Raw genomic sequence first — 21,879 nt, forward strand, 5'->3', positions numbered from 1 at the left:
ATGTGCGGCGCGATGTCTGCCACTCGAGCTCATTGAGGCAATCTGACGGTAGAGGTGAATGATGCGACAGTTCAACTTCATAGTGATTTTTGCGATTTGCTTGGCGGTATCTTTCTTTGCCATGCAGAATGCCAGTTTTGTAACGGTGAATGTGGCTCCAGGGATGTCGTTTGAAGCACCTCTGGTGGTCGAACTGCTCTTGGCTGGCGGGTTGGGAGCGGGGCTGGCTTGGCTGTTCAGCGCCTGGAGCCGAGCCCAGTTCGTGTTTGAGTTTCGCCAGCAAGCTAGCGAGATTGAAGATAAAGACAATCGCATTGCCGAGCTTAAAGATTTGGTGGTGGAGCTGGAGTCAACAGTGGCTCAGTTACCCCCCAGCAAGCGGGCCGAGCCGGATGGAGCCACGATCGAGGCTAAATCTGAAGAGGAGATAGCGCGCGAAGCGGAAGCAAATGCTGCCGAGCGCATGATGGGCTAGCCCATACCGCAGTCTCTGAGGCCTCGCTGGCGAAACTGAGCCGATCTCCAGTCGCGAAAATACGCTCATTTTTTGCTTGCAGGCGCTCCGTTGGCGAGTGAAAATTAATTGGATAACAACTCGCGTTGGCTCTGCGGAAATCAGTGCGCTGTCAGGGCGCACCTTTTTTTTGTCAGGGCACTACCTTTTTTTGTCCGAGCATTATCTTTGCTGGGAGATCCCCCTGAATGACCATTGCAATTCGTCCGAATTGGACGGTGCGGGATAGTAGCAGGCTTTACAACATTGATGGCTGGGGCAGTCCCTACTTCGGCATTAATGCTTCGGGACGGGTAGAAGTGCGTCTCGGCGGCGATCGCCGAATTGAACTACCCGCAGCCCTATCGCGGTCTCTATCCGGTCAAAACCAATCAGCAGCGACATTTAGTGGAAACCGTGGCAGCCTGCGGCCGCTCTAGCCAGCTCGGGTTTGAGGTGGGCTCGAAACCGGAGTTGATGCTGCTGGCGAAATTCATATTCCGAAACATTGGCCATTTGTCTAGATGCCTGTGGCCCCCTTCCCCTAACCCCTACCCCCAACTTTGGGGGCAGGGGAACAAGGCCCCGTAAGGATTTTCGGCTGTTTCTCCCCTCTCCCAAACTTGGGAGAGGGGCCGGGGGTGAGGGCCATGCAGAGGACTTGCACCATGCCAATATTTCTAAATGTTAAATTGGCCAGCAGTATCGGAGTTGGCGATCGCCTTAGCGGTGCTCGACGTTCCCGGCAGGGCGATCGTCTGTAATAGCTTTAAAGATCGCCAATATATCGAAGAGGCCCGCCATTTAGAGCAGTCCTTTGCGGCCAGTTTGGATGCGTCTACGTATCTGGCAGTCTAGGACGATCGAGAGCCGAGCGGATCGATTAGGGGCGACGGTTTGAGTTTTTGGTTTGGCTTTGTTGGTAAGCTTCATTATCCAGTTGGCCGAGGCGGAATATCCCGCAACCGCCACAGGTCAGGATGGCGCAGGAGATGGCCCAACTGGGGTTGAAGTACAGTTCCCACAATCCCTCAGAGGCGATGCCTGCTAGCACGAACGGCACTATGCTGACCAGGGAAGCAACGGCTGCCGGTATCCGGGTCGAAGCGCGATCGATCCAGCGATTGACCCAGCGTCCGAAAATCCAATAAAATCCGAGCGCCCAAAAGAACGCCCCTGCGAGGGAAGCGGAGCTCCACCCCAAAACCATCCATGCGGATGCAGTCATTGTTCCGTCCGAGACTTCTGAGAAGAAAGATTGTATTTTTCCATCATACGCAGTCTCTCGGAACCAACAATCTTGAATACAATACGCCCGTAGGCTTGCGTCCAGTCATGACAACTTCGCGTCCATCCATGACACCCTCAAACAGACCCTTGGCACCCATCCTGCCCAGAGAGCCGCTGGTGACGCTGAAAGGAATTTCGAAGCGATTTGGCGATCGCCTCGTACTCGATAATGTCGATTTGACCGTTTACCAGAACGAGGCCCTGGCGATCGTCGGTCCTTCCGGCACGGGCAAATCGACGGTGTTGCGCATTATTGCTGGCCTGTTGCCCGCCGATGCCGGTACGATTCAGTGGCGCGGCCATCCCCCACAGCAGGCAGTGCGCTTCGAGAGCGTACCGGGACATTTCGGCATGGTGTTCCAAAACTCGGCGTTGTTCGATTCCCTCACTGTCTGCGAGAATGTCGGCTTTTTGCTCTATCAACATTCTCGACTGCCGCGAGAGCGCATTCGGGCACTAGTGCGGCAAAAGTTAGAGGCAGTGGGACTGCCCGGTATTGAAGATCGCATGCCAGCGCAGTTGTCGGGGGGCATGCGCAAGCGGGTGAGTTTTGCCCGCGCTATTATCGATGACCCCGAAGACCCAGATGACGATCCCCTCATCTTGCTATACGACGAGCCCACCGCCGGTCTCGACCCGATCGCCTCCACCGTGATCGAAGACTTAATCCGAGATCTACAGCAAATGCAACGAATTTGCGGTACCTATGTGATTGTCACCCACCAAGACTCCACCATTCGCCGCACCGCCGATCGGGTGATTTTGCTGGCCGATGGCAAGGTGCGGTGGCAGGGGCGAGCCAGTCAGCTCGATACGGTGGACGATCCGTATGTGCGGCAATTTATGAGTGGCAGCATTCGAGGTCCCATTCGCGTTGTGGAACAGGAGATGTAATGCGATCGCGTGTCATTCGAGAAGGACTCCTCGGTTTGTTGATCCTGTCGGGAATTTTGGGTCTGGCAGGGCTATTTTTTTGGGTGTTGAACTTTCGGGTGGGAGAGCGAGGCTACCGCTTCACAGTGACATTTGAAGACGCGGGCGGGTTGCTCGATGGAGCTGCAGTGCGGCTGCGGGGGGTGGAAGTCGGCCGCGTCCAGGGAATTGCCACCGATGTCGATGCGGTGCGGGTGCGGGTGGCGGTCGATCGCGATCGCACGATTGTACCGCTGGCCTCCCAATTTCTAGCCAGCCAAACGGGGCTCATCGGCGAGACCACTTTGGACATCGTTCCCGATCCGGAGCTAGAGCCAATTGTCATTGGCGAGAATCGCGGGCCATTGGACGAACAATGTGACATTGCGACCATCGTTTGCGACGGCATGGAAGTAACGGGCTCGATTGGGGTGAGTTATTCCCAACTGGTGCAAAAGATGGATCGCCTGTTGAGTACGTTTGCGGACGGCGAGTTTGACGATACTATCAATCGCGTGGCTAGCAGCGTGACGGAGGTGGCCGATAGTGTGACTGAGCTGGCCGATTCTCTGCAAAGCGAATTGGATTTTGCGGCGATTTCCAATGCTGCACAGTCGGTCGATCGCGCGGCCAATACCCTCAGTACGAGCCTCTCCAGCAATCAAGCCTCGCTCAACTCCGCGATCGCCGATCTGTCGGTCTTCTCGCAGGATATGAGGGAAATTACGACGGCCCTCAAACCCTTTCTCGCCAGCGAGGAGTTGACCCGAGACTTGGGTGCGGTTACCTCTCAAGCGGCGATTGCCTCTGAAAATGTGGCGGCTGTCACGGCCGATCTGCGCCTGCTGACTGAAAACTTTAGCGATCCGCAGGCCATTGCGGATCTGCGCGCCACACTGGACTCAGCCCGCGTTACGTTTGAAAACGCCCAGAAAATTACCACCGATCTAAACGAGCTAACTGGAGATGCGGAATTTCGTCAGAGCTTGAGGGAACTGGTTTTGGGCCTCAACGATCTTGTTTCAGCACAGCCGCTGTTGCCAGGGGAAACGCAACCGACAGTTACGCAAACGCCCCCACTGCGCTATGGGTTTACGCCAGTCAGCCAAGCGGATTGGGCCATCTTGTCGAATGGCGAGATCGAGATTCATTAAGGGGCTTGCGTCCCAATAAAATAATCTTCCCCATCCGCTCCCCCACCGACATGAGCTCAACCCGTCAAGATTTCGATAACCCCTGGAAGGACATCATCGAGAGCCATTTTGCTGAGTTCTTGGCATTTTTCTTTCCCGAGATCTATGCCGAGATTGATTGGAGCCGAGGCTACGAGTTTCTGAATACCGAACTCCAGCAAATCGTCCGCGACGCAGAAGTGGGCAAGCGCTGGACAGACAAGCTGGTCAAAGTGTGGCGCAAAGATGGCAACGAAGCCTGGGTCATCATTCACGTTGAAGTCCAAGGTCAGCCAGAAACAGTTTTTCCCGCACGTATGTTTACCTACCACTATCGCTTGCGGGACAAGTTCAATGTCCCCATCGTCAGTGTGGCCATCTTGAGTGACGAGCGAGCCAGTTGGCGACCCAATCAATTTGAGACCCGTCTCTGGGGCTGCGAGGTCAGCTTTCGGTTTCCCTCGGTGAAGCTGTTAGACTACGGGCAACGCTGGGAAGAGTTGGAAGCTAGCCAGAATCCCTTTGCAACGGTCGTAATGGCGCATTTGAAGACGCAGGCAACTCGGGGTCGGCCAACCGAGCGCAAGGGCTGGAAATGGCGTTTAACGCGTCGGTTGTACGAGCGAGGTTACGAGCGTCAGGCGATCGTCAATTTGTATCGGTTCATCGATTGGGTGATGCAGTTGCCCGAGGAATTAGAGCTAGAATTTCGGACAGAGTTGGAGCGATGGGAGCAGGAGGGTCAGATGCCTTACCTCAGCACGATTGAGCGCATGGCGCGTCAAGAAGGTCTCGAACGGGGACGCGAAGAAGGACGCGAAGAAGGACGCGAAGAAGGACTCGAACAGGGGCTCGAACAAGGTCGCGAACAGGGAGAACGAGCGCTGCTCTTGCGCCTGCTCGCGCGGCGATTCGGGGAGATTTCTCCGCAGCGCCAAGCCCGCATAGAAGCACTGGCACTGCCTCAATTGGAAGCCCTGGGGGGAAGTGCTATTAGAGTTTCAGACTGGGGCGGATCTGGATCGTTGGTTGGATGAATCCGATGTGTGAAGGAGATTGCCTCGAGGCTTGCGCCCGAATAGATCGGACCGAGAAGCCCCCGATCGTTGAGCGATCCGCTCGGTCCACGGTTGACTGACTAACCCTTACCTGCTGACTTCGGAGCGATCGCCCCGTTCTACGCAACCGCTATTGCCAGGGGAAACGCAACCGACAGTCACCCAAATGCCCCAACTTCGCTATGGGTTTACGCCGATCGTTCGAGCGGATTGGGCCATCTTGTCGAATGGCGAGATCGAGATTCATTAAGGGGCTTGCGTCCCAATAAAATAATCTTCCCCATCCGCTCCCCCACCGACATGAGCTCAACCCGTCAAGATTTCGATAACCCCTGGAAGGACATCATCGAGAGCCATTTTGCTGAGTTCTTGGCATTTTTCTTTCCCGAGATCTATGCCGAGATTGATTGGAGCCGAGGCTACGAGTTTCTGAATACCGAACTCCAGCAAATCGTCCGCGACGCAGAAGTGGGCAAGCGCTGGACAGACAAGCTGGTCAAAGTGTGGCGCAAAGATGGCAACGAAGCCTGGGTCATCATTCACGTTGAAGTCCAAGGTCAGCCAGAAACAGTTTTCCCGCACGTATGTTTACCTACCACTATCGCTTGCGGGACAAGTTCAATGTCCCCATCGTCAGTGTGGCCATCTTGAGTGACGAGCGAGCCAGTTGGCGACCCAATCAATTTGAGACCCGTCTCTGGGGCTGCGAGGTCAGCTTTCGGTTTCCCTCGGTGAAGCTGTTAGACTACGGGCAACGCTGGGAAGAGTTGGAAGCTAGCCAGAATCCCTTTGCAACGGTCGTAATGGCGCATTTGAAGACGCAGGCAACTCGGGGTCGGCCAACCGAGCGCAAGGGCTGGAAATGGCGTTTAACGCGTCGGTTGTACGAGCGAGGTTACGAGCGTCAGGCGATCGTCAATTTGTATCGGTTCATCGATTGGGTGATGCAGTTGCCCGAGGAATTAGAGCTAGAATTTCGGACAGAGTTGGAGCGATGGGAGCAGGAGGGTCAGATGCCTTACCTCAGCACGATTGAGCGCATGGCGCGTCAAGAAGGTCTCGAACGGGGACGCGAAGAAGGACGCGAAGAAGGACGCGAAGAAGGACTCGAACAAGGTCGCGAACAGGGAGAACGAGCGCTGCTCTTGCGCCTGCTCGCGCGGCGATTCGGGGAGATTTCTCCGCAGCGCCAAGCCCGCATAGAAGCACTGGCACTGCCTCAATTGGAAGCCCTGGGGGAAGTGCTATTAGAGTTTCAGACTGGGGCGGATCTGGATCGTTGGTTGGATGAATCCGATGTGTGAAGGAGATTGCCTCGAGGCTTGCGCCCGAATAGATCGGACCGAGAAGCCCCCGCTCGTTGAGCGATCCGCTCGGTCCACGATTGACTGACTAACCCTTACCTGCTGACTTCGGAGCGATCGCCCCGTTCTATGTCGAGATCGGTTGCTCGGGATCGGCAGGTGCGCTCACCAAGCCCGTCATGGGAGAACTGGCGCTGGCATAGGCTTTGACCGGGATGCGACCGGCACTGAAGGCCAACCGTCCCGCTACGGCTGCCATCCCCATGGCCCGACCCATGACTTCGGGATCGCGGGCTTGGGCGATCGCCGTATTGATCAACAGCGCATCTGCCCCCCATTCCATCGCCTCTGCCGCTTCAGAAGGTACGCCAATGCCGGCATCCACCACCACCGGAATGGCGGATTGCTCGATGATGATGCGGATTTGGTCGCGACATTCGATCCCGCGACCGGAGCCGATTGGGGAGGCGAGGGGCATGACGGTGGCACAGCCGATCTCTTGTAACCGTTGGGCCAGTTGGGGATCGGCGTTGATGTAGGGCAAGACAGTAAAGCCTTCAGACACGAGCTGTTGGGCGGCTTCGTAGGTGCCGATGGGATCGGGCAAGAGATATTTGGCGTCGGGGATGACTTCCAGTTTGACGAAATTGTTGTCGGTTTGGCCCAGGACATTTTGGGCCATTTCCCGACCCAAGCGGGCCACCCGGATGGCCTCCTCTGCGGTTTTGCAGCCTGCGGTGTTGGGCAGCAGCCAGTGGTGGGACCAGTCCAGGGCATCCATCAAGCCGACATGTCCTGCGGCCTGCAGTTGGACTCGACGGATGGCAACCGTGACGATTTCGGCTCCGCTGGCGGCGATCGCCCGTTGCATTTCCTCCAGAGTGCGATACTTGCCCGTGCCCACCATCAAACGAGACCGAAACTGGCGTCCGGCAATTTCGAGTTTGTCGGCAAGGGCGGGAGCAGCGGAGGTGAGGGTGGCGGCAGTGCTCATGGAGTCGATCGCGGAGGGAATAGGCATTTTCCATCCTAATCGATGCGATCGCCTTTGCTGGGGTCTTTGGGATTTCTCAACGTCACAGGGGCTGGGGCTCTGTCAGAGGATTGATGAGACCCAGCATTTCTATAGCGGGGTGAGACAGAGGGAAGCGACAATGGAGCAAAGATCTCTCGCCGTACCCGCCACTGCGCAGGTCATCCTATTTCATGACGATTGCTTGGACTGACGAAACCCTGTTGTGCAGCCCCGCCCCCGCCGAGGTCAATGCCATCCCCCTCACCTTTGCGTTTCCGAATACCTATTCCATTGGCATTACCAGCTTGGGCTATCAGGGGGTCTGGGCAACCCTCGCCTCTCGCTCCGATCTAGAGGTCACCCGTCTGTTCTTGGATGGTAGCGACAAGCGATCGCATCCGCCCGAGCTACTGGGCTTCTCAGTCTCGTGGGAGCTGGATTACGTCCATATCCTCAATCTCTTAGAGGAGTTGGGCATTCCCATCCACAGTGACGATCGCACCGATCGGCACCCCCTCATCTTCGGCGGCGGTCCCGTCATGACTGCCAACCCCGAACCGTTTGCCGAGTTTTTCGATGTGGTGTTGCTGGGGGATGGAGAAGATTTACTGCACGAGTTTATCGAGGCTTACAAAGTCGTGCGCGATCGCGATCGCCTTGCCATCCTCCGGCATCTAGCCCAAGTTCCCGGAATTTACATCCCCACGCTGTACGAGCCCAGCTACGCCGGTCCCGATGGCGGCATTGTGGCCTGCACCCCCAAATATGCCGACGTACCTGAAACGGTGCAGAAGCGCACCTATCGGGGCAATACCCTCTCAACCTCGACGGTGGTGACCCCCCATGCCGCTTGGGAAAACATTTATATGGTAGAGGTGGTGCGCAGTTGCCCGGAAATGTGCCGCTTTTGTTTGGCCAGCTACCTGACCTTGCCCTTTCGGGTGGCGAGCTTGCCGCAGGGGTTAATTCCGGCGATCGAGCGAGGGTTGGAGGTGACCGATCGGATTGGCTTGCTGGGGGCATCGGTGACGCAGCATCCCGAATTTGACGATTTACTGACCTATTTAGAGGGCGATCGCTTCGACAGCATTCGCCTCAGTTTGGCCTCTGTCCGCACCGGCACCGTGACCGAGCGACTGGCGTCCGTCCTGACGCGGCGGGGCAGCAACTCGATTACGGTAGCAGTCGAAACTGGCTCGGAACGATTGCGGCGGGTTATCAACAAGAAGCTGGACAATGAGGAAATTTTCCAGGCGGCGGCGGCGGCCCAAGCGGGTGGTCTCAAAGCGATCAAGTTTTACGGGATGACCGGATTGCCCTCTGAGGAGTCAGAGGATTTAGACGCAACTGTGGAGATGTTTGTGCGACTGCGCAAAGTCGCCCCGAAACTGCGCTACACCTTTGGTTGCAGTACCTTTGTCCCCAAAGCCCACACCCCCTTCCAGTGGTACGGCGTCGATAAGACCTCCGATAAAAAGCTCAAAGCCTTGCAAAAGCAATTGCGGCCCCTCGGCGTTGATTTCAGACCCGAAAGCTATAACTGGTCGGTTATTCAAGCGCTGATCTCGCGGGGCGATCGCCGGGTCGGTCGCGTTTTGGAGCTGGCCCGCGAGTTTGGCGAATCTCTGGGCAGCTACAAGCGCGCCTTCAAAACCCTCAAACGGGAGCTGCCCCCCCTCGATTTCTACGTTCATGAAGACTGGGAGATAGATTTGCCTTTACCCTGGGAACATTTGTTGGGACCGCTCGGACGCGATCGCCTGTTGCAACATCGCGCAGCGGCGATCGCAGCAGGAAAGTCTAACGATAGATGCGTCGCCAATTAGACCCCCTGTGCTAGCATTTATTCGATCGTTTTGTTTGCAGGCGAGAGCCCTGGTTCCAGATGAGCAAAGTTCTGGTTCTGAATGCCTCTTACGAGCCCCTCAACATCACCACTTGGCGGCGCGCGGTCGTGTTGTTGCTGAAGGGTAAAGCTGAAGGTGTGGAGCATAATGGGCGAATGTTGTATGCCAACTTCAGGTTGCCAACGGTGATTCGGCTGCGCTATTACGTCAACGTTCCATATAAGGCCATTCCGCTGACTCGGCGGAATGTTTTATATCGGGACGAATATCGCTGTCAGTATTGCAACGTTGCGGGAGACAATCTCACGATCGACCATGTGATTCCGCGATCGCGAGGGGGGGGCGACCTGTGGGATAACGTGGTCAGTGCTTGCGTGCGCTGCAATATCAAGAAGGGCAACCGTACCCCCAAAGAAGCAGGAATGCCGCTCAAGCGATCGCCCCGCCGTCCCCACAGCAGCCTATATTTCGAGATTGCCAAGCAAATTCGCTCGGGGGGCAATCGCGAGTGGAAAAAATACGCCTTTGGTTTGGAATAACTATTGCGAGCTGGATGGCGATCGCCTCTGATAGCGAGAAGGCGATCGCACCAGCCTAGAATTAGGTTTTCTGCCCGAGTGAATGCCGCAACGATACAAATGAGTTGCTGCGGTATGGGACGATTTCCAGCGGGCGGGCAGCGAAATTGTTGGGGATCGATCGTTTGGAGGCGATCGCAGATATCGCTCTGCAATGTGGATCTAACAGTCAAAGTCACTCGGGCAAATCTTTTCGAGCCGTGGCTGGAATGACTCCTAGCGATTATCGTAGGCATTCAATTGGAAGGAGCTGCGACGATGGCTGGAGGCAGCATAACGGAATGCTTCAATCGATCGACATAATGTGGGAAATCTCCACTTGCCCACTTGCCCACCAGACGTCTATAGTTAAGCAAGATAGGAAAAGTTGTATTCGATTCACATCTTTCTTGGAGTGCAAAGATGACCACAAAGACACTGGACAGCAAGGGGCGGGTTACGCTTGGAGCGCAATACGCTGGGCAAACTGTCGACATTGACGATTCCGACCCAGGCTGCATTTTGATTAAGCCGGTTGTGATGATTCCAGCACAAGAGGCTTGGTTGTACAACAATGAAATAGCATTGCATCGCGTCCGGGAAGGGTTGAACGATGCTCGTCATAGTGTATTCTCAAGCTCGCCTCCTGATGTTGAAGCAGATATGGAGTGGTTGGATGACATCGACGACTAGTTGTGTGATTCAACTTAACGAGACAACGAACAGGCATCCGACTTGGTTGCCTGTTTAATTTTCTAGGAAGCGCCGTATGTACGAAATCAAGTGGACAGAGACTGCGGACAAAACATACGCCGATTTGAAAGCAACGGCAAAAGCGAACAGAGAAGCAAGAAAGAAAAAAAAGATCGAGAAGTCAACTCAGCAAGAGGGGCTATTCAAGCAAGTTGCGAAGACTGTCAAATTTCTGAAAAGCAACCCGCGCCATCAAGGGCTAAATACACACGAATATGATTCCATACCACACCCGTATGACAAAGACAAAAAGGTTTTCGAAGCGTACGTACAAAATAGAACATCAGGCGCGTATCGCGTGTTTTGGTGTTACGGCCCCGATAGGAATCAGATAACGATTATTGCTATTACGCCTCACCTTTAGCAAGGGGAGATGCAGCAGCGGAGCAATCCGCATAACGTTCGGCACCATCGGTGCGAGCAGAAACTGAAAACTCAAGTAGCAGTAGTGTTGGTCGAGCATCCGAGTGCATGCGTTTGTTAGACAAGGTGACCCTAACCTATAATGTACGGTGTTGCCGTACGTTTAGGGCCTTCCAATGGATACCGTGAGTGTAAACAAGTTCCGAGACACGCTCAGAGATTGCGTTGAAAGAGTGGTCAGGCAGCATACCCCTCTTAAAGTTACTCGCCGAAATGGAAAGGACTTTGTCGTAGTCAGTGCCGAAGACTGGGAGCGAGAGCAAGAAACATTATATGTGCTACAGAACAGTAACTTAATGAAGCAGATCTCCGAGTCAATGCCTACTCCATAAAAAAGTTCACCTGCCCCAAGATAAGCGGCACGTTAGTAGCTTGTGTCCAAGCAAACACCAGTTGCACAGGCTCAAACTGCCCGACGACCGCTTGGGCAAGCACGACACGCGCCTCGTATTGGGCTAAGTTGCCTGTCAAGCTCAGTACAGTAGTCTGTCTCTCCCATTCGTACCCAAGCTCGATTCCTGCCGAATAGGGCAGTACGTTTACACTTGCCCCAGTATCCAGTAGACCAGTTGTTGCGACAGGACTCTCTTGATAAACCAGGGTGAAAGGCAGATATGGACGAAAACTGGCTTCACCTAATGCTGGATCGCCAGAAAGAAATGGATATCGCTCAGCGTTAAGCATGGTCTTGAGCTTTGGTAGCCTGTAGCACTTTTAACATTGTGTCCGCAGCCTCATCTGCGCCATAGGGCGACCACACTGGATAAGCTTGTTCAGGTTTAATTAGTTCGGTTTCCTGCTGGGCGAGTTCCGAGATCGGAAGCTGCATAATGTAGAACTTGTCTGAGCGACTCAGTGCTCTTAAAGTTGAGATCAGATCTGATGAAATCATGCAAAACACTCCAGCTAAATTGGGCACGTAAAGCGATCGCCTACAATCAGCGAAACCGGGTACGAAAGCTAGCTCGGATTTGACCTTCACAAATTTACATCGCTAGTCAGCAACCTATCTAGCCCTGTCGCCATTATTACAGTAGGTTGATAACCGATCGCCGTCGAAACCAAAGCTCGATCGCCTGCCTCATCCTGTCTAGAACCCACAAACGCATAATGGGGTACCCCCATCACGCCGAATTTCCGTATCTGTAGAGCCCACTGCGGATCGTCAATATCCAGCATGACAAAATTGACGCGATCGCCATACTCCTCATGCAAACGCGCGATCGCCGGAGCCATCGACCGACAAGTGGCGCACCATTCCGCATAAAACTCCACCAACGCTGGCTTGGAGTCAGCCATTGCCACAGAATAGGTCACCGATTCAGCCGCCAATTGCTTGAGGGCGGCAAAGTCCGAGAGTAAGGAACTGGCGAATGCTGGGGGATTCGTCCATAACAATCCAACAGCAAGGGCGATCGCCAATCGCCTCACCAACTGCAAGCGGCCCCAGAACTGTTGTAAAACTCCAAACATAGACAGCGAAAATCCTTCACTGGAAGTAAAACGCCAACAAAATATGAATACTCAGCATCGAGCCAAACAAACTCACCAACACAATATGCACCCCCAACCACACCGAGCGCAAACTGCGAATGAGTTGACCTTTAGGAAACGTCAGCCAACCCACAACAGGCAGGAGGGTTATTTTGCGATCGATCGTCCCCACCAGCCAAGTTTCTAATGCCACCCCAAACATCGCCACCAAGGACAGCGTGAGAAACACGATTAAGAAAACACGATTGAACGTACTGCCGATCGCCCCCACCGTATGAACGATCGCCATACCCACAAACGCGACTCCCAGAAAGATATGAAAACTGCGCCAAAACAGAATTGAACCGGGTAGCTTAATCTTCCAGCGACGTCCTCGCTTGCGCAGTGTCAAAATCATCTCCAACGCAAAGAATCCCAAACAGATAAACCCAGTAATCTGCTTGTAGAGTCCCCGCCGCAAAATTTGGTGAAAATAAAATGCACTATCGCGAACAATCGGCAAATACCAATCGCTAATAAACAGCGGCACGAGCAGCACGAGGGCGATCGCCGTCAGAACCGCTAGAGTTGGAAAAGTCGGTTTCATAGCCTGTGGGTAGGTTCGATGGGGACCCCCCTTCCCCATCCGTTGTTAGAGCTCGTGAGGACTAGGCCGGACCGAGGGGCAGAGAAATCACCACCCCTCCCATCACGTCATTCAGTTGGAATACCTTATCGGGATAGCGCTCTCGGTGAATGGGATGCTCGTTGTGGCAGGTGACACAAGCTTCTGCCACAGCGCGATCGGGATACATTGCTGTCATATACCCCTGACCGTTAATCACTTGCTCCCGCTTCACGGGTTCGCCCGTGGCTTCCATCTCGGCGATCGCCTCTTTTTCAAAGTCAGTTTTAGGAGACTGAGCATCGTTGATATTCCAGCTAGAAATCAAACCAATGGTGAAGTTGCCAGCTAGAGGGCTATCGGACGTCACTTCCGACGCTAAACGGAACATTTGAGCTGGCAGAGGAATGCCAGCTTCGGCGTCCCAAAATTCAGTCGCGTTACCTTCTACCACGGCAGTATCCAGCGTGACGGGCTGACCTTCCAACTCCGTTAGGCGGTTGACGACGTGTCTGACATAAGCAGTCCGAGCCCCTTTCGCCGTAGCGGCGATATAGTCCACCACGATCTCTGGGGGAATGCCTTGACTGGCTTGCTGTGGGGGTGGGCCGCTGCAGGCCACAACGGTAAACAGAGCGACGATCGCAAAGGTGGCGAGGGCCGTAACTCGATGGTTGAGGCGGGCGAGCCAGTCTTTTAATTTCGATAAATTCATGATTTTTCCTCTCTTTAAGTGCAATGAGCTCGACAATTGAGCGAAGGGACGGGAGTGAACGGCATCAGCTCGGATTCGGACTGCGGCCCGAATCGCGAGTGAAACTTGTGCGGCTGTCGCGCTGCTGGCGTACCATCTGCAACGTTTTGAGGTCTTGGCTGGACGCTCGGGCAAAGTTGGCTTCGACGACCTCGTCGTCAAAAATATTGTTGTAGGCAAACTCCATGCCGTGGCAGTTCATACACACTTCCGACACCATCCGATCGCGGGGTTTGAGGGTGAAGGTATTGTTGTGGTTGACCGCCACCTGGCCGGAGTGACGATAGCGAGGTAAGTGACAAGTGGCGCAAGTCACCTCCCCTCCACTCGGCCTGGGCAAGCTTTCATGTCCCGCTAGCAAACCTGCATGTTTCGAATTGACGTAGGCGAGTGAATGGGGGTCGTTGTGGCAGGTCAAACAGGAATCCACCGCTGCTGTCCGCGTGTCGAGCCGGTGGACTTCGTGGCAGGTATTGCAATTCATCACTCGATCGAGGGAGTCTAACTTCATCGGCAACCTTGCCATTGCAGGGGTCAGAGGCGTTTGCCCTTCTAATAGACGAATGCCGTGCTTGCCGAACAAAAATGTCTCTGTCGCTGCCTCGTGGCAACTGCGACAGCTCTCGAGATCGGGATGGACCACAAAGGTTTCTGTCTGTTCGGGTTGGTGGCAACTGGAGCAATTCACCTCCTGCAGAGCGTGGGCGCTGCCCCTCCACAGCTCGGTCGCTCGATCCACCGTCAAGGCATGGGCGGGCAGACTGGCGATCGCGCTATTCAGCAGGAGAGCAAAGGCGGCGATCGCCAGCCCTAACCTCCGACCGAGTAGCGATCGCCATCCGTGACGCCTCTGTAACCGAGCCCTCCCTGCCACGCTACTGACCCCACAACTCGCGATTGAGATCGGGGGCGGGAGCCACTGCCACCTCGGGCGCAAGCTCCCGCTCCTTCAGATGGGGTTCGGGCAACCAATCCGGTTGGTCTAAATTGACCCGCAAAAACCCCGTCGAAATCGAGCGGTGGTCGTGGAAATTGTGGCAGCCTGCCGTCCAGCAACCGTCGGGTTCAAAGCCGATGTGGCTGTCCAAGCTGTCGGGGTTACCTGCTGTAATAATGTGGTCGTGACAGTTCATGCACAGATCGGGAGGAATGTGGACCCCTCGGCCAAACATGGGCAGATGCTCCTGATGGCAAGTGGTGCAAGTTAGAACATCAATGTTTTCCAGGTACCCTGCCCAACGCAGCTCGCGAAATTTGCGCTGTCCGTGGACATCGGCAGCCATCTCCGCTTCGTGGCAGCGATTGCAAGTGTCGTTGGTTACGGGTTGGAACTTCTGGTGGCAAGACTCGCAGGAGGCTTCGAAGAGCTGGTGACCGGGGGAGGTGGGTCCGGGCAGAAAGGCAACGCGCTGTTCGAGTCCCAAACCTAAAATGACGGCCAAGATCGTTAACGCGATCGCCGCCGTACCAATCACTGCCGTTTTGAGTCCGAACCTGCACAACGTGTCACACCAATCGGCGAGAGGACTTAGAGAACCAGAATGACGCCGAGCACCACAAAGCCAGCTAAGGTAACCGCGAGGGGAATCATGCCACCGCGATTGCCGTCAGCCACAACGAGCGCTGTCGCCGCTTCGGCCGATAGAGCCACCTCCCCAGCAGAATAGTCAGCTCCATCCAACATCAGTTCGGTGATGGCACCGTAGGCATCCACCCAAGCCTGTTTGACTGCGGGTTTCCAGTCATCGCCGAGGTACTGCTCGAAGGTTTGCAGCAGAGCGGCACCGACGAGGGGGTAATGCTCGGGCAGTGCGCCATATTGAACGTGGCGGGCGCCGAGCCCTCGCAAGGTAGAGCCCAAAACATCGCCATTGCGTAAGTTTTCGACCACCAGTACCAAGGAAGCCAGCAACTTTTTCTGTTGGGATTCGGGATCGACGTGGGCAAATAGAGGTTTGGCTGCTGGCGCAGACTCAAACAGATTCGTATAGAAGGATGCGGCAAACTGCGGACCTGATGGTTTAATTTTCGCAAAGCTGCTTTCGAGCAGTTCGACATTTAAAGCCATTAATTTTAGTTCCTTGTTACGGTTAGAGCTCTGTTTCAGTGAGGAATAAACCTTACTCTATTTCTCACCCCTCCACCGCCCTTTTGGGTGATTCAAACGACAATTCGACGACCGCCTCAAAACCAGAATCTGCCACAGGGCCAACTGCATGAATCGAATCCAAGCTCCAACAAATCAAGAGCGATTGGGTGCGTGTTAAGAACGAACAGTATGGCTTAGGTGGGCCACAAATCGTAGCGAACAATACTATTGATGCCTGTTTCGAGCTCATGTTTGCGGGCTGCGCATATGTTTAATCCTTTGACTGCATGGCCAGATTATTCTGGTGTCGAGTGAGACAAAATCACTTTGCGGACCGCAAGATAGGGTTGACTGAATCCATTACTGTCCTATCGAAATTTATGTTTCAACCTATGCAGGGAAAAGTCCTCAAGTTTCTCGGATCGATTCAGTTGGCGGTTCCCCTGTTGGGGGCGATCGCCCTCGTTTTAATCGGGGCTACGTTTTACGAGGCTCGAGTGGGCTCGGAGATCGTGCAGCGGCAGATTTATAAAAGTGGCTGGTTTGGGTTACTGATGTTTGGCTTGGCCATTAATTTAGGGGTTTCGGCTCTATCCCGCTTTCCTTGGCGCGGCGCTCGCAAATGGGGTTTTGCCCTCACCCATTTGGGCTTAATCGTTTTAATCGCGGGCTCGGCAGCGGTGATTCACCTCGGCGTGGAAGGAATGCTGCCATTGCGCACAGATTTGGCGGCCAATCGCCTGTTGCGACTGCAAGGAGAAGTGTTTGAGGTGCTTTTGCCCGATGGCAGCAGCCGCTCGATCGATCTGGCGGTTGGAGGGAATGGCAGGCTACAGCGGCGCGAGCTGGAGGGGCTAACGCTGGTAGATTATCGCGATCGCACCCTGGCCGCGACTCAATTTGTCGAGGGAGGATCGGCGTCCAATCCCGCTCTGCACCTGAGGCTAACCAGTCAGCGAATGGGGCAGGCTGTAGAGGAATGGTTGGCTGCGATGCCGGCGAGTGCCCGTCAAGTGAATTTGGGTCCGGCGACGTTGGAGCTGGTTCGAGCCAATAGCGAGTCAGAGCTAGCGAGATTATTAAAGTCTCCCGAGAAGGTGCGAGGACGCTGGGGATCGGTGGTGCTGGAGGGAAATGGCGATCGCCTCGAACTGGATGTGGAGCGGTCAGTCGGTCAAACCATTGCCCTGACCGACCGACTGACGGTGCAGGTGGTGAATTTCTGGCCCGATTTTCGCCTCAACGATCGCAACGAGCCCGCAACGGCTTCCGAGCAATTGCTCAATCCGGCGCTGCAGTTGCAGGTGACTGGAGCTAGGGGGATGGAACGGTGGTTTGTCTTCGGTCGCGACGACTTGGAGTCAGTGCGAACGGTTGTGTCTGGCGAGGCTTTAGACCTGAGCGCGAGCTATCGAGCCCCGAGTGCGGCGGTTTCGAATGTGTTTCGGGCGATTGTGGGTCCGCAGGGGAATGTGTACTACTCGGTCAATGGCTCGCAAGGGTTTCAATCGGGCTCTCTGAGGATCGGGGCACCGATTCCATTGGGCTGGGCAGATTTTCAGATCGAGTTGACAGACTCGATTCAACAGGCGGTGTTGCAGCGGCAGGTCGTCGAAGCCGGACTGGGGGATGCGGAGGCAATCCCGGCGGTTTTAGTAGAAACTCCGAATGGCGATCGCCGTTGGCTGCAGTGGGGCATACCCCAAGCCTTCGAGACAGAAGACGGCCCTATTTATGCCGCTTACAGCCCCAAGTCGATGGAGTTGCCGTTTGCCGTGGCCCTAGAAGATTTCATCGTCGATCGCAATGAGGGCTCGGATGCAGTGGCAATGTGGACCAGCCGGATTCGCATTGACGATCCCGCCCTCAACGGTCACGAGCACCGCACAGTCTGGATGAATCATCCCACTTGGTATCGCGGCTGGAAGATTGCTCAAGCCTCTTGGAATCCGGGGGATTTGCGACAGTCCACGTTGCAGGTCAAGCGGGAACCGACCTGGGTAACAGCGCTGACCTGGACGGGATCGCTCTTGGTGGTGACGGGGATTGGGGTGATGTTTTACGGGCCGGGGGTTGCAAAGCAGTTGCGATCGCGATCGAATGCTGGCCCTCCTGCCGAGCCCAATCCCCTTGACGAGCGGACTGTACCAGAGTCGTCTGACTTGCCTTCAGAGGCGATCGCCTAGCTCGGCCCGCCAGCAACCTCCTTGGAAACCCATTCGCACCCACAATAATCTATACCGACTTCTGATGAAAATACTTAAATTTTGCTTTGGTCTCCTGCTGGCTTCGCTGTTCATTTTTCTCCCCACGAGCACATGGCAGCCCGCCCCCACCGACGGCTTGCAGACGCTGGCCGTGCAGTTAGACGGTCGCAAAAAACCGTTGGATACCGTTGCTCGCGAAGCTATAACGCAGATGCACGGGTCGGTCAATTACCAGCCAGTTAATGGCGAGAAGTTGGACTATCTGAGCACCTATTTGTCAATCTGGTGGAACGATCGCGATTGGAATCGAGAGCCCTTCATCCTGGTCGACTATCGTCCGCTGAAGGAAGCCGTGGGGCTGGATGGAGAACGCAAATACTTCAGCTTTCAAGAATTGATGCAGTCTGAATTGCCGCAGGCGTTCGGGCAGGCGCAGCAAAAGCAAGCCGCCGATCGCGATCTGAGTCGAGGCGATCGCGAAGCCCTCACCGTGGCCGATCGGATGTCGCTGATGTTGGATACGGTGGCGAACCGCAATGCCGTGCCCCTCGTGCCCCATCCCACTGATGCGAAAGGGACTTGGGTGGGGATCGAGCGAGCTGCAGAGTATTACGACGCCGAAAGAGCAGCGGCTCTGCTGGATGCATTTCAGCTCCTGCAGTCAACCTATCTCCGTCTCGGCGATGCCGCAGCGATCGCGCCAATGGCGCAGGAACTGCACCGTCAGTTGCAGCAGTTGAGTCCCGAGGTATATCCCGGCGATCGCGTCTTGGCACGCGAGGTGTTTTTCAATCGCTTGCATGCTTTTGGCAAGACGTGGAAGATTTTTGCGCTGGCGTTTGTGGCCATGTTGGCGGTGACGCTGCTGCCCCTACCCAATGGGTATTGGACTGCGATGGGGATATTTGTGGCGGGATTGGGCATCCAGATTTACGGATTTGCCCTGCGGATTCAGGTGGCCGATCGCCCGCCAGTCACCAATATGTACGAGTCGGTGGTGTGGGTGGGGTTTGGCATTGCGGCACTGGCAACAGCCTTCGAGCTGCGCACTCGGGCTCGCTACTATCTCTTGGCCGCAGCTCCGCTGGCGATCGCCGCTCTAGTGTTGGCAGATAGTTTGCCAGTGGTGTTGGATGCTCGCATTCAGCCACTCGTGCCGGTATTGCGGGATAATTTTTGGTTGAGCGTCCACGTCCCGACGATTGCGTTGAGCTATGCCTGTTTTGCGCTGGCAATGGGATTGGGGCATATTATTTTGGGTCATTATTTATTCGCCTCGAGCGCAACGCAGCGGTTGCAGAAGTTGTCGAAATTGAATTACAGCGTCTTGCAGGTGGGGGTGTTGCTCTTAGCTGCCGGCATTATTTTGGGTGGCATTTGGGCGCACTTTTCTTGGGGTCGTTTTTGGGGCTGGGACCCGAAGGAAACTTGGGCGGCGATCGCTCTGCTCTGCTATCTGGCTCCCCTCCACGGTCGCTTTGTCGGCTGGACGAACAATTTCGGTTTGGCGGTGGCTAGCGTGGTGTCCTTTAATGCTGTTCTGATGGCTTGGTATGGGGTCAACTTTGTCTTGGGTCGGGGGTTACACAGTTACGGTTTCGGCACCGGAGGTTCTGGCTGGATTGGAGCTTGGGTGGCTCTCGATCTGGCCTTCGTCTTAGCTGCTGCACTGCGACATCGAGCTGGATTGCCTGCAAGCTCCAACAGTTCAGCTCCTGTAGAAGAGCAGCGAGAGCCAGTCGGCAACTTGTCCCTCTAGGCAGAGATTGCGCAAGCAAAGTCGAGGGTCTCAGACAGCCCTTCCGCACAATCCTCAAACTTTTCACCCAGTGGAGCGAGAGACCAAAGGCGATCCGCAATTCTACCTTCGATCTAAAGTATTTCTGATATACCCTGATAGAGGTATTCCCGAACCCTATCTCTATAATTTAGACTTGAATCTAATGAGATAAAGTCTGCGCTATCAAGCTGAGGTCGAATTTTTTCACGATCTCTAAAGATACGGCTGAAGACATAAGAAATCAGTTTTTCCTTGCGGCCATACCGAGTCAAGGCTTGAGTATTAAAGATCTGATAATTTTCATTCAAGAGTGATTCTAATTCTTCAGTGATGATTGAAATGGTGCTGTCGATCGGTGAGGTTTTCATGGTTAGATCGTCCCGATCTGTAGAGATCGATATATGGGTTTGAAACAAAGTTCGAATACTTTTTCTCATCACAACATTGACTTTTTCGAAGTACTGAGATCTTGTTTTGTTCGATCGAGCATCTCTAAGGAAAGTCGAATGCCTTCGAGAGCTTTTGCAGGAGTGATTTCTCCTTGGGTTTCTAAGTCGTAGAGATGGCTAATGCGTCGAGCAAACCGCTGCAAGCAATCTAAATAGATTGTCTCTTCGATCTGGCTCTGCAAGAATGAAAACTCCGTTAGAGATTTATGTGGGATAGAAGAGGCTTTCGTTGCTTGCGAGGACATCAGGTTCTCCATGTCAGGACTTTAAAAAGACTGAGAAATGATAGAAGCATAAAAGCTAGATCTACTAAACTCTTGCGAAGGTTCTTTGGATCGCGAGGAATCTCTCAGCCACGAGGTCTGCTAGCTCTGACCGCAGCAGCTATGAAAGATGTTCGCAACAGTAAATTAATTTACCAGTATCTACAGTTTCAAGTTCTCGATTCTGCGACGGTATGAGTCCAATCGCCAAGTAACTCGGTACCTATTGCATTCGACTATAGAGAACGGATATGGAGAGAGTATGGAGAGGCCGAAGCCTTTAGTTAAGAAATGTAAACCCGCGCTGCAATTGCTACCAACAGCGCTGGGCTCCCGATCGAATTACCAGTTTGGGGCAGATCGTTGCTCTAGAAAACTGCTGTCTTGGGGATTAAGAGGCCCGAGCCTGGGATTGGCCCGAGTTTTCTGCGCTGGTCCGAGACGTTTTAATATTCCAGTCTTTATCTCTGACTTTGGAGGATTCATAGGGTTGTGTAAAGCATAGATTCTGGATTTCGCCTCTATTGACCGCAGCCTGTAGGCGAACGATCGCAGCCATATCCTTGTTGGTACATTTGCCAGCCTCGAGCAGGATGAGAACAGCCTTGCGGTGGCGCTCTAAAAAAACGCCGGATGCAAGCACCTGATGAACGACGGTTTCGATAGTCATAACGATCTGCCCGACAAGTCAATAATGAGTGGTCGTACCAAATATTTCTGATGGCAGTATTGAGATCTGGAGTTTTTTAATGGGCTTTAAGAGGTTGTGCAACAGTCCAGAATGCCGATCGGAGATTCGCCAGCAGCATCCAAATTGAAGGTTTAAAAATCAGTGCATTAGCTTGGCCCTCCATCTGGAGATTCACGATCTCTTCAGGAATAGTGCTAATACAAAAAGGGGCCGAAATCGACCGATTAGAGGCAGCGCCCAATGACCTTTTGATGCCTTAGGAAGTTCCTTTACGATGACCTGGCCCCAGAGAGAACGATGTAAGCCTCGCGCGAAATACTTACTGCCTATACATTTTTATTTTAAGAATTGAATGTGGAGATAGTATGGAGGGATTGGAACTAGTAATGAAGTTCTGTTAAGCGATCGCTCAATTGTTGAAGTCGGGCATGGGCCAGTGCAATGCTCTTGCAATCTGCTCGGCCAAAGAAAGGGGATTCGATGCTTTAGAGATGACAGCAGCGACATTGCGCAAGCTGGACGAACTCCAATCTGCAGGTCTGCCCTCGACGATCGCGATGACGGGGAGGTTTTCAGTGGAGGGATGGGTAAGAACCCTCAGCAGATCTTCTTCCCCCCTATCTCCATCCAGCAAAATAGCGTCGAGTTCGGCTCGCTCTGCGATCTCCACCCCCTCGTCGATTGAGTTGGCGGATAGCACCTCCCAATCAGATGCCATTCTCAG

At 54.3% G+C, this 21,879-nt stretch carries 29 protein-coding genes; 15 read left to right on the forward strand and 14 right to left on the reverse strand.

The genetic code is table 11. The features are described 5' to 3' along the window. Positions 1–100 precede the first annotated feature (100 nt). The 3 genes from SYN7336_RS19870 (at position 101) to SYN7336_RS31260 (ending at position 1,351) form a co-directional block, all read left to right on the forward strand. Positions 101–475 carry a lipopolysaccharide assembly protein LapA domain-containing protein gene (locus tag SYN7336_RS19870; protein ID WP_227498548.1) on the forward strand — a complete coding sequence of 125 codons (375 nt, stop codon included), beginning with the start codon at positions 101–103 and terminating at the stop codon, positions 473–475. A gap of 227 nt (positions 476–702) precedes the next feature. Next, positions 703–933 carry a hypothetical protein gene (locus tag SYN7336_RS31575; protein ID WP_162139127.1) on the forward strand — a complete coding sequence of 77 codons (231 nt, stop codon included), beginning with the start codon at positions 703–705 and terminating at the stop codon, positions 931–933. Positions 934–1,177: 244 nt separating this feature from the next. Next, positions 1,178–1,351: a hypothetical protein gene (locus SYN7336_RS31260; RefSeq protein ID WP_017327698.1), complete on the forward strand. Its 174-nt coding sequence runs from the start codon at positions 1,178–1,180 to the stop codon at positions 1,349–1,351. Positions 1,352–1,376: 25 nt separating this feature from the next. On the opposite strand, the gene SYN7336_RS28310 is transcribed toward SYN7336_RS31260, so the two are convergent. Further along, complete coding sequence (locus SYN7336_RS28310; RefSeq protein WP_017327699.1) at positions 1,377–1,721, reverse strand: hypothetical protein; 345 nt, start codon at positions 1,719–1,721, stop codon at positions 1,377–1,379. Positions 1,722–1,849: 128 nt separating this feature from the next. Here SYN7336_RS28310 and SYN7336_RS19890 point away from each other — a divergent pair, with 128 nt between their 5' ends. The 5 genes from SYN7336_RS19890 (at position 1,850) to SYN7336_RS26940 (ending at position 6,229) form a co-directional block, all read left to right on the forward strand. Then, positions 1,850–2,677 carry an ATP-binding cassette domain-containing protein gene (locus SYN7336_RS19890; protein ID WP_051039851.1) on the forward strand — a complete coding sequence of 276 codons (828 nt, stop codon included), beginning with the start codon at positions 1,850–1,852 and terminating at the stop codon, positions 2,675–2,677. Further along, positions 2,677–3,849 (forward strand): MlaD family protein, encoded by a 1,173-nt coding sequence (locus tag SYN7336_RS26935; protein WP_017327701.1) that lies wholly within the window; start codon positions 2,677–2,679, stop codon positions 3,847–3,849. Before SYN7336_RS19890 ends, SYN7336_RS26935 begins: the two co-directional genes overlap by 1 nt. Positions 3,850–3,899: 50 nt before the next feature. Then, positions 3,900–4,904: a DUF4351 domain-containing protein gene (locus SYN7336_RS19900; protein WP_017327702.1), complete on the forward strand. Its 1,005-nt coding sequence runs from the start codon at positions 3,900–3,902 to the stop codon at positions 4,902–4,904. A gap of 321 nt (positions 4,905–5,225) precedes the next feature. Continuing rightward, positions 5,226–5,576: a hypothetical protein gene (locus SYN7336_RS32465; RefSeq protein ID WP_227498549.1), complete on the forward strand. Its 351-nt coding sequence runs from the start codon at positions 5,226–5,228 to the stop codon at positions 5,574–5,576. Further along, positions 5,510–6,229, forward strand: coding sequence for a DUF4351 domain-containing protein (locus tag SYN7336_RS26940; protein WP_017327705.1), 720 nt, complete (start codon positions 5,510–5,512; stop codon positions 6,227–6,229). Before SYN7336_RS32465 ends, SYN7336_RS26940 begins: the two co-directional genes overlap by 67 nt. Positions 6,230–6,356: 127 nt before the next feature. On the opposite strand, the gene SYN7336_RS19915 is transcribed toward SYN7336_RS26940, so the two are convergent. Next, positions 6,357–7,223, reverse strand: coding sequence for a thiazole synthase (locus tag SYN7336_RS19915; protein ID WP_017327706.1), 867 nt, complete (start codon positions 7,221–7,223; stop codon positions 6,357–6,359). Positions 7,224–7,435: 212 nt separating this feature from the next. On the opposite strand from SYN7336_RS19915, the gene SYN7336_RS19925 reads away from it, so the two are divergent. The 5 genes from SYN7336_RS19925 (at position 7,436) to SYN7336_RS29240 (ending at position 11,156) form a co-directional block, all read left to right on the forward strand. Continuing rightward, positions 7,436–9,070 (forward strand): radical SAM protein, encoded by a 1,635-nt coding sequence (locus SYN7336_RS19925; RefSeq protein ID WP_017327708.1) that lies wholly within the window; start codon positions 7,436–7,438, stop codon positions 9,068–9,070. Positions 9,071–9,129: 59 nt separating this feature from the next. Continuing rightward, positions 9,130–9,630 (forward strand): HNH endonuclease, encoded by a 501-nt coding sequence (locus SYN7336_RS19930; protein WP_017327709.1) that lies wholly within the window; start codon positions 9,130–9,132, stop codon positions 9,628–9,630. A 441-nt stretch (positions 9,631–10,071) separates the two neighbouring features. Continuing rightward, positions 10,072–10,341 carry a hypothetical protein gene (locus tag SYN7336_RS31580; protein WP_017327710.1) on the forward strand — a complete coding sequence of 90 codons (270 nt, stop codon included), beginning with the start codon at positions 10,072–10,074 and terminating at the stop codon, positions 10,339–10,341. A 76-nt stretch (positions 10,342–10,417) separates the two neighbouring features. Further along, positions 10,418–10,765: a hypothetical protein gene (locus SYN7336_RS26950; protein WP_017327711.1), complete on the forward strand. Its 348-nt coding sequence runs from the start codon at positions 10,418–10,420 to the stop codon at positions 10,763–10,765. Between the two features lie 175 nt (positions 10,766–10,940). Continuing rightward, positions 10,941–11,156 (forward strand): type II toxin-antitoxin system Phd/YefM family antitoxin, encoded by a 216-nt coding sequence (locus SYN7336_RS29240; protein ID WP_071590824.1) that lies wholly within the window; start codon positions 10,941–10,943, stop codon positions 11,154–11,156. Here SYN7336_RS29240 and SYN7336_RS26955 read toward each other — a convergent pair. The 8 genes from SYN7336_RS26955 to SYN7336_RS19980 all read right to left on the reverse strand — a co-directional run bounded on the left by SYN7336_RS26955 (position 11,146) and on the right by SYN7336_RS19980 (position 15,744). Beyond that, entirely contained in the window at positions 11,146–11,508 is a 363-nt protein-coding gene (locus SYN7336_RS26955) for an aspartyl protease family protein (RefSeq protein ID WP_017327712.1), read from the reverse strand. The genes SYN7336_RS29240 and SYN7336_RS26955 overlap by 11 nt on opposite strands. Then, positions 11,501–11,716: a hypothetical protein gene (locus tag SYN7336_RS19950; RefSeq protein ID WP_026101173.1), complete on the reverse strand. Its 216-nt coding sequence runs from the start codon at positions 11,714–11,716 to the stop codon at positions 11,501–11,503. The genes SYN7336_RS26955 and SYN7336_RS19950 overlap by 8 nt, the downstream gene beginning before the upstream one ends. Positions 11,717–11,802: 86 nt before the next feature. Then, positions 11,803–12,297 carry a thioredoxin domain-containing protein gene (locus SYN7336_RS19955; protein WP_017327714.1) on the reverse strand — a complete coding sequence of 165 codons (495 nt, stop codon included), beginning with the start codon at positions 12,295–12,297 and terminating at the stop codon, positions 11,803–11,805. 16 nt (positions 12,298–12,313) lie between these two features. After that, on the reverse strand, positions 12,314–12,904 hold the full coding sequence (locus SYN7336_RS19960) for a hypothetical protein (RefSeq protein WP_017327715.1): 591 nt from the start codon (positions 12,902–12,904) through the stop codon (positions 12,314–12,316). A gap of 61 nt (positions 12,905–12,965) precedes the next feature. Then, the gene (locus tag SYN7336_RS19965) at positions 12,966–13,637 is read right to left on the reverse strand and encodes a DUF3365 domain-containing protein (protein ID WP_017327716.1); all 672 of its coding nucleotides are present in this window, start codon (positions 13,635–13,637) and stop codon (positions 12,966–12,968) included. Between the two features lie 64 nt (positions 13,638–13,701). Then, positions 13,702–14,550 carry a cytochrome c3 family protein gene (locus tag SYN7336_RS26960; RefSeq protein ID WP_071590825.1) on the reverse strand — a complete coding sequence of 283 codons (849 nt, stop codon included), beginning with the start codon at positions 14,548–14,550 and terminating at the stop codon, positions 13,702–13,704. Between the two features lies 1 nt (position 14,551). Then, positions 14,552–15,178 (reverse strand): cytochrome c3 family protein, encoded by a 627-nt coding sequence (locus SYN7336_RS26965; protein WP_038026131.1) that lies wholly within the window; start codon positions 15,176–15,178, stop codon positions 14,552–14,554. Positions 15,179–15,204: 26 nt separating this feature from the next. Then, on the reverse strand, positions 15,205–15,744 hold the full coding sequence (locus SYN7336_RS19980; RefSeq protein ID WP_017327717.1) for a globin family protein: 540 nt from the start codon (positions 15,742–15,744) through the stop codon (positions 15,205–15,207). A 413-nt stretch (positions 15,745–16,157) separates the two neighbouring features. Here SYN7336_RS19980 and SYN7336_RS19985 point away from each other — a divergent pair, with 413 nt between their 5' ends. Continuing rightward, entirely contained in the window at positions 16,158–17,951 is a 1,794-nt protein-coding gene (locus SYN7336_RS19985; protein ID WP_017327718.1) for a cytochrome c biogenesis protein ResB, read from the forward strand. A gap of 64 nt (positions 17,952–18,015) precedes the next feature. Further along, entirely contained in the window at positions 18,016–19,731 is a 1,716-nt protein-coding gene (locus SYN7336_RS19990) for a cytochrome c biogenesis protein (RefSeq protein ID WP_017327719.1), read from the forward strand. A gap of 113 nt (positions 19,732–19,844) precedes the next feature. On the opposite strand, the gene SYN7336_RS19995 is transcribed toward SYN7336_RS19990, so the two are convergent. The 4 genes from SYN7336_RS19995 to SYN7336_RS20010 all read right to left on the reverse strand — a co-directional run bounded on the left by SYN7336_RS19995 (position 19,845) and on the right by SYN7336_RS20010 (position 21,873). After that, complete coding sequence (locus tag SYN7336_RS19995; protein WP_156820244.1) at positions 19,845–20,120, reverse strand: hypothetical protein; 276 nt, start codon at positions 20,118–20,120, stop codon at positions 19,845–19,847. A 68-nt stretch (positions 20,121–20,188) separates the two neighbouring features. After that, a complete protein-coding gene (locus SYN7336_RS26970; RefSeq protein ID WP_156820245.1) occupies positions 20,189–20,446 on the reverse strand; it encodes a hypothetical protein in 258 nt (85 codons plus the stop codon). Positions 20,447–20,855: 409 nt separating this feature from the next. After that, the gene (locus tag SYN7336_RS20005; RefSeq protein WP_017327722.1) at positions 20,856–21,134 is read right to left on the reverse strand and encodes a hypothetical protein; all 279 of its coding nucleotides are present in this window, start codon (positions 21,132–21,134) and stop codon (positions 20,856–20,858) included. A 430-nt stretch (positions 21,135–21,564) separates the two neighbouring features. Beyond that, a complete protein-coding gene (locus tag SYN7336_RS20010) occupies positions 21,565–21,873 on the reverse strand; it encodes a two-component system response regulator (protein ID WP_156820246.1) in 309 nt (102 codons plus the stop codon). Between the last annotated feature and the right edge of the window lie 6 nt (positions 21,874–21,879).

The organism is Synechococcus sp. PCC 7336, assembly GCF_000332275.1.
Lineage (GTDB): Bacteria > Cyanobacteriota > Cyanobacteriia > Thermostichales > PCC-7336 > PCC-7336.